The sequence below is a fragment of the Helicobacter marmotae genome (genome assembly GCF_003364255.1).
GTDB lineage: Bacteria > Campylobacterota > Campylobacteria > Campylobacterales > Helicobacteraceae > Helicobacter_C > Helicobacter_C marmotae.
Map to the genome: position 1 here is coordinate 1 of NZ_NXLR01000032.1, position 6,312 is coordinate 6,312.

Below are 6,312 nucleotides of genomic sequence, written 5' to 3' on the forward strand. Positions count from 1 at the left end.
TCTATATTGCTATAGCTTTGATGAATGCAAGATTCTAGGCAGTCCTGCAAATACTTCTCTACATTATAAAAAGGCACAATAATAGCGACTTTGGGGTTTGAAGTGATAGAATCTTTAGAAGTTGTGGAAGGTTTGTTGGAGGTTGTCATAAGGGAATCCTTTAAAGAAAATTATCATTAGGGATTATATCAGGTTTTATACTCTGCAAAGCCCTATCAATAGATATATTATAAGAAATCGCACGGCAGTTTTCACACGCACCTTTGGCAAATTTCTCATGCAAGCGTGCGATGACTTCATTATGTCTTGGGGAATTCCACAAATCTTTAAATCTCTTCTCATTGAGATTCCCTAAAGAGTAGAGCTTATCTCCAATGAGCGGTTGGCAGAGATAGACTTCTCCATCATAATTCACAAAAGCATTGCTACGCATCATAATGGCATTGCAAATCACGCTTTTTTTGAGTTTAGGGAGGTAGGAGGCGCCATAGTGGCTAATGCCATTGTTACGCACATTGAGCAGATTTGTCGTGGCGGGGTTGATTTGGCTTAAGCCCTTTTCTATTTGGTTTAATACATCTTCTTTTTGCTCTTGGCTTAAATCAATGCGTCTTTTCTCATAATCTACAGCGGGGATAAAGATAATATAATCAAAGCCCTTTTGCATCGCTTTTTGATAGGTATTAAAAATTTCTTTGTAATTAATGGAGTTAATCACGCAACGTGCGCCCACAATGAGCTTAGAATCTGCTACTTTGAGCTTGCTTGGGAGCTCAAACTGCCCTTGAAAGTGATTTGCCCCTACAATGGCTTTATACTGCTCTTCTTTGGTAGAATACACTGATACAGCAATATAATTAAATTGCCTTAAAAGTTCATAATGCTGGGGCTTTATGGCGACTGAATTGGTGATAAGGGCTACTTCAATTTGAGAATCTATAAGGCTTTGGGCATAGCTTTCCCATTTGCTTAGAGTGGTAGGCTCTCCTCCACCAGAGAGATACACCGCTTTTGTTCCTAATGTTTTTAAATCTTCTATCGTTTGGGTAATGACTTCATGGGAGAGGCGGGATTTGTTTTGTCTTCTTTGACCATAACTACAATGTATGCAGTTATAATTACAACTTGCACACCAATGGAATTCTAGGGCAATGGGTGGGAGAGAGTTTATCTCTATCCCCCCCCCCCGCAGCAATTTTTGCCCGGAGTGCCTCATAATGTGGGAGGATTTTATTAGAATCTAATAATCTTGCAAGATCGATTGTGTTTGAAAGCATGAAAACTCCTTAAATATTGTAAATATGACTTTTATATTTGGCGAGATTCTTTGGGTCGCTAAACCACGCAATCGTCTCGCTCAAGCCCTCCTTGAGGCTATAGCTTGGCTGAAAGTCTGTAAGGCTTTTGATTTTAGCATTATCACAACATAGGCGGAAAACCTCGCTATTTTTGGGGCGGATTCTCTCTTTATCTATGATGAATTCTACATCACTTTGCATAAGCTCTTTAATAAGATGAAGTGTATCAAGGATACTTATTTCGGTATTTGAGCCAATATTGACTATCTCGCCTATAGTATTTTCTGCTAGAGCGATTGCAATAAAACCCCTTGCCGTATCTTTGACATAATTAAAGTCTCGCGTGGGCGTGGTATCACCAAGTTTGATACTTTTTGCTCCATTGGCAATTTGAGTAATGATAGTGGGGATAACCGCCCGCGCACTTTGCCTTGGACCATAGGTATTAAAAGGACGAGCAATGCTAAGAGGGAGATTGAATGCGTTATAAAAACTCATAGCAATTGCGTCCGCTCCTATCTTGCTCGCTGAATAGGGGCTTTGAGGTTGCAAGGGGTGGGTTTCATCAATGGGGACGTATTGAGCTGTGCCATATACTTCGCTTGTGCTTGTATGGATAATGCGCCCTACATTGCATTCGAGTGCGGCTTGGCATATATTGAGCGTGCCCTTGATATTGGTATCTATATAGCTATCTGGGGCGATATAAGAATAAGGTATGGCAATGAGAGCTGCAAGGTGGAAAATCATATCTACCTCTTTGCAAATGGCTTTACAAAAATGCGGGTCGCGGACATCTCCGCTTAGCACTTCTATATCATTTATACACTCTATATCTTCAAGCCAACCCCATGAGTTAAATGAGTTATATATACTTAGAGCTTTGATATGGGCTTTATAAAGCGGGGATTGTGGGTTTTGGGTTTGATTATAAAGCTCTTGGGTAAGATGAGAGCCTATGAATCCATCAGCGCCTGTGATAAGAATACGCATATTATTCTCCTTGAAATAAATCTTCAACTTGTGAGATAAAGTCTAGGGCATCGACATTGGTGCCATTAATCACTATACCAAAGTGCAAATGCGCTCCGCTTACACGCCCTGTATCTCCACTTTTTGCGATAATCTGCCCGCGTTTAATGCGCTCTCCTTGCTTCACTTTAAATTCACTTAAATGAAAATATACACTCACAAGTCCCTCCCCATGGTCAATAGCAATACTTTTACCTGAAAGATAGCGATCTTGCACGAGGGCTACTCTCCCATCATTGCTTGCTTTTATATCTGTCCCAATGCTCGCACGAAAGTCTGTGCCTCCATGATAGCTTTTAATACTCTCATTAAAGACGCGTGCACTTCCATATGGGCTTGTAATAAGGGAATTAAGGGGCTTTATAAAGGGCTTATCCCACAAGCGTCCCTTTGTGATGGTGCGATATACTTTTAGCATATCTTCTCTCTCTTTTTCAATGCGATTGGCGACTTCTTGGGGGTAGCTCACTTTATCTGGTGCGACTTTAATTTGCTCTTTTTTATAATCTTTTTGCACAATATTCACTTGAGCGATGACTTCCGTGCCATTTTTAATGAATTTAGATGATTTATCATAATACCCTATGGGCATAAAGGCGATATAGCTATGTTTTTTAGCGGGGTTAGAGATGAAATGTAAGGGCTTATCATCATAAGTGAGTGATAAGGGTTTATCCGCGTGATATATGAAAGTGGTGCCATTGTATGCGTCTTTTAAGATGGGAGGATTCGCTCCATAGAGTGCTATGGAGAGCGATACAAGCATAAGAGAGATAAGCCAATGCCTCATAAAATACTCCTTAAAATGTATGAAAATATATACCTTAAGTGGATTGGCGATTATAGCAATTCAAAGCTTAGATTAAAGAATTATGCGTTAAAATCGGGCTTTTATTTATGCTTAAATAAAAACTTCAATTCACAAGGACATATCAATGTATGCAATTTTTAAGAATGGAGGCAAACAATACAAGGTCATGGAAGGGAGCGTGGTGCTTCTTGATAAAATGAGCCTTGAGCCAAAGTCAAAGGTTGAATTGAACGAAGTTTTAGCTATTATTGATGGAGATAATGCCAAAATCGGCACGCCATTATTGGCAGGTGCGAAGATTGAGGCAGAGGTCATCAACGAAGGTAGGGCTAAAAAGGTCGTTACATTCAAAAAACGTAGAAGAAAAGATAGCAAAACAAAGCGAGGCTTTAGACGTGATTTTACGCGTGTAAGGATTCTCAAAATTATAGCGAAGTAGTAAGGAGTAAATATGGCACATAAAAAAGGTCAAGGTAGCACACAAAATAATCGCGATTCTGCTGGTCGCCGCTTAGGTATAAAGAAATTTGGCTCGCAATTTGTACGTGCGGGGAATATCATCGTGCGTCAAAGGGGTACAAAGGTGCATCCTGGTGATAATGTAGGCTTGGGTAAGGATCATACCATTTATGCCCTTATTGATGGGATAGTGAAATTCCAGCAAAAAGACAAAAATCGTAAAAAGGTTTCTGTTATTTCTGCTTCTTAGAATGTAACACATAATGGGGGTTGCCTCATTATGTGCTAGCTTCTGCATTTTATATTCTAGTGGCTTTCTGTGGAGTGCCAATTTTCTGATTATCCACTTTTAATTTGCGTATTTCCATTTTCTATGCTTTGTTGTAGAGTATGCTAATACCTCTCATTCCTCTTTAAGCAAATCACAACAATAAAAATTTATCTACAGCTTCGATGGCACTTAATCTTAAAATTCTCACTTGTAGTATTTTGAGACTTCATTGCTCATTTTGGGAGTTTGGATTCTTAAAGTTCTTTTTGTCATCTCTAGGCAAAGTAAAGAATCTGTGCCTTTAAAATCTAAATTCTTTTCTCAGCTCTTAGTGGAGGGAAATGATTAAGATAAAAATTTTCTTGCCTTTTGCTGGGAATGAGCGGAGACAAAAAACTCTTAATGAATTACTGGAAAACCTGCCAACTTGTTATGTCTTTACCCCTGCTAGGGGGTGGAAAATCTCGGTTAGATTCACTAGAAAGGCAGCCATTTCGTTATTCCAAGTATTGCGAAGAATCGCTTCACAAAGCCACTAGACAATCCCAATCCTATTGTCATTCTGAGCGAAGCGAAGAATCTCTAAAGGAATCACTAGTCGCCAAGAGAGATTCTTCGGTCGTTTCACTCCCTCAGAATGACAACGGGATAAAATCTACTAGCATTCCAAAAAGCAATGCTTCACAGAAAGCCCACAGCAATTCTTCACCCCTTGCAGGGGTTCAGAATGACAATAAGTCCCAAACGTCTTTCAGCAGTGAGATATATTCTCACTGCGATAAAATTAAATCGCACGAAGTGCCACCTCTTAAAGCGTCGTCGGGGCGGGGGATATATAAGGGGGCAAGAATATTATTATGGGGTTGGAGCTTGCCTGCACGAGCGAAGCTCTTGCCCATACTTGCACATTCAAGCCCCTCCCCCTTATAGAAAAAGAAAAAAGAGAATCTGCTAGTGATTCCCACAGAGATTCTTCGCCTGCTATGCAGGCTCAGAATGACAAACTTAGCTACCCGCAAGGGAAACCCACACATAATAAACACCTGCAAGGGAAATTAGTTTGGCATCACGAGGGAGGGCAGAGCGGAGGCGAAGAATCTCTGTTGGATTGCCAGAAATTTTCCAAGTTTGTCATTCTGAGGGCTTTATGCCCGAAGAATCTCTCTTATCTACTAGAGACTTTCTTTCAAAAACACTAAAAAAGTTTGTCATTCTAAGCATTGCGAAGAATCTCTTAAAGAATCACTAGTGACTTTGCCTCTTGCCATGTCTTAGGGAGCGTAGGAGGCGAAGAATCTCTACCCGAATCACTAGTGATTCACACAGAGTTTCTTCGCTTGGACTGACGCTCGTCTGCAAGAGATGACAAACTAACTACCTTTTGTAGGAGAAATCCAAACCATCTAAAGGGTAGAAAAGTCAAAATAGTGCCCCCCAAAAAAGGCGCTTTAGGCGACAACTTAAAGCCCTTAGAAAACGACTTGATAAACGCGCAAAGCGCGGTTATAAGTCAAGCTTTAGGCGCGAAGTGTGGATTATTCCACACGAAGCAAGACTTTAAATCAATGACGGCAAAGACAAGCCCAAGACAATAAAAATAGAGGAATTATGAGTACTTGCTTTTTAAGGCTTAGCATAAACCCAAATATTTTAAACAAATCTAGCCTCTCCTTTTGAATATTGTTTTTATAAATTTTAAGATTCTATACAATCTTGGCATATAGTAGGCTAGTTTGATATTGAAACTTACCTTTTGCATATAAGGTTCTAAGGGCTTGAGTAAAGCTCGTATATTTTTAGGATCAGATTCAAAGCTCACTCCACCAAAGGCATACATTGCCCTTAATTGTAAAAAGGCTATGAGTTTGGATTTAAGGGGATTAGGAGTTGTGGAGGGTAAAGTGGAAATAAAGTCTAAAAGCCCAAGACAAACATATGTGCAAGAATAAGAGAAAAAATAATGTTTGACTTTGTAGTCATCAAATCCAAAGCCATCAAGTATATCATACATAAAAAGTGGATAGCTTTTACGATAAATGCCTTGAGCTTCCCCATGGGCAGATACAGAATCTGTATGCACTCTATAGATAAGCCCTTGAAAATTACCAAGCCTGATACTTTGGGCTTTAGCAAAAAGTATCATTCCAAAGAGGGCATCTTCATTAGCCAGTTGAGTAAAAAACCTTAGATTCTCTAAAATGGAGTATCTAAAGAGCCCTTGATGAACAAAGCTAAAACTATCCATTTGCTCCCATAATTCTAAAGTATGAAATGCCTTTGTTTGGGCTAAGTCTGGGGTTATATGAAGTGTTTCTAATAAGCTTACATACTCCCCCTTTGAGATATTATCTTCATAAATACAAGTATAATCATGCCAAAGAATATCACACTCCCCAATATGTTCTACACATTGCTCTATACAATCAAGACTTAGCATATCA

General features: G+C 39.5%; 9 protein-coding genes. 4 read left to right on the forward strand and 5 right to left on the reverse strand.

Features of this window, described 5'->3' with window-relative positions:
• The 4 genes from CQA63_RS10600 to pgp3 all read right to left on the reverse strand — a co-directional run.
• Window positions 1–149: glycosyltransferase (locus tag CQA63_RS10600; protein ID WP_115511877.1), on the reverse strand; the 149-nt coding region annotated here is incomplete at its 3' end.
• An 11-nt stretch (window positions 150–160) separates the two neighbouring features.
• Window positions 161–1,216: a radical SAM/SPASM domain-containing protein gene (locus tag CQA63_RS09050; protein ID WP_233706684.1), complete on the reverse strand. Its 1,056-nt coding sequence runs from the start codon at window positions 1,214–1,216 to the stop codon at window positions 161–163.
• A 70-nt stretch (window positions 1,217–1,286) separates the two neighbouring features.
• Window positions 1,287–2,291 carry an NAD-dependent 4,6-dehydratase LegB gene (locus CQA63_RS09055; protein ID WP_104700756.1) on the reverse strand — a complete coding sequence of 335 codons (1,005 nt, stop codon included), beginning with the start codon at window positions 2,289–2,291 and terminating at the stop codon, window positions 1,287–1,289.
• Window position 2,292: 1 nt separating this feature from the next.
• Window positions 2,293–3,120, reverse strand: a complete 828-nt coding sequence (pgp3, locus tag CQA63_RS09060; protein ID WP_104700757.1) for a peptidoglycan metallopeptidase Pgp3 — start codon at window positions 3,118–3,120, stop codon at window positions 2,293–2,295.
• A gap of 145 nt (window positions 3,121–3,265) precedes the next feature.
• Here pgp3 and rplU point away from each other — a divergent pair, with 145 nt between their 5' ends.
• The 4 genes from rplU (at window position 3,266) to CQA63_RS09080 (ending at window position 5,070) form a co-directional block, all read left to right on the forward strand.
• On the forward strand, window positions 3,266–3,580 hold the full coding sequence (gene rplU / locus CQA63_RS09065) for a 50S ribosomal protein L21 (protein WP_104700758.1): 315 nt from the start codon (window positions 3,266–3,268) through the stop codon (window positions 3,578–3,580).
• Between the two features lie 12 nt (window positions 3,581–3,592).
• Complete coding sequence (gene rpmA, locus CQA63_RS09070) at window positions 3,593–3,850, forward strand: 50S ribosomal protein L27 (protein WP_104700759.1); 258 nt, start codon at window positions 3,593–3,595, stop codon at window positions 3,848–3,850.
• Between the two features lie 423 nt (window positions 3,851–4,273).
• The gene (locus tag CQA63_RS09590) at window positions 4,274–4,801 is read left to right on the forward strand and encodes a hypothetical protein (protein ID WP_147288781.1); all 528 of its coding nucleotides are present in this window, start codon (window positions 4,274–4,276) and stop codon (window positions 4,799–4,801) included.
• Window positions 4,729–5,070: a hypothetical protein gene (locus tag CQA63_RS09080; protein ID WP_115511879.1), complete on the forward strand. Its 342-nt coding sequence runs from the start codon at window positions 4,729–4,731 to the stop codon at window positions 5,068–5,070. The genes CQA63_RS09590 and CQA63_RS09080 overlap by 73 nt, the downstream gene beginning before the upstream one ends.
• A gap of 461 nt (window positions 5,071–5,531) precedes the next feature.
• On the opposite strand, the gene CQA63_RS09085 is transcribed toward CQA63_RS09080, so the two are convergent.
• A partial coding sequence (locus tag CQA63_RS09085) for a glycosyl transferase (RefSeq protein ID WP_244916291.1) occupies window positions 5,532–6,312 on the reverse strand: 781 nt, incomplete at its 5' end.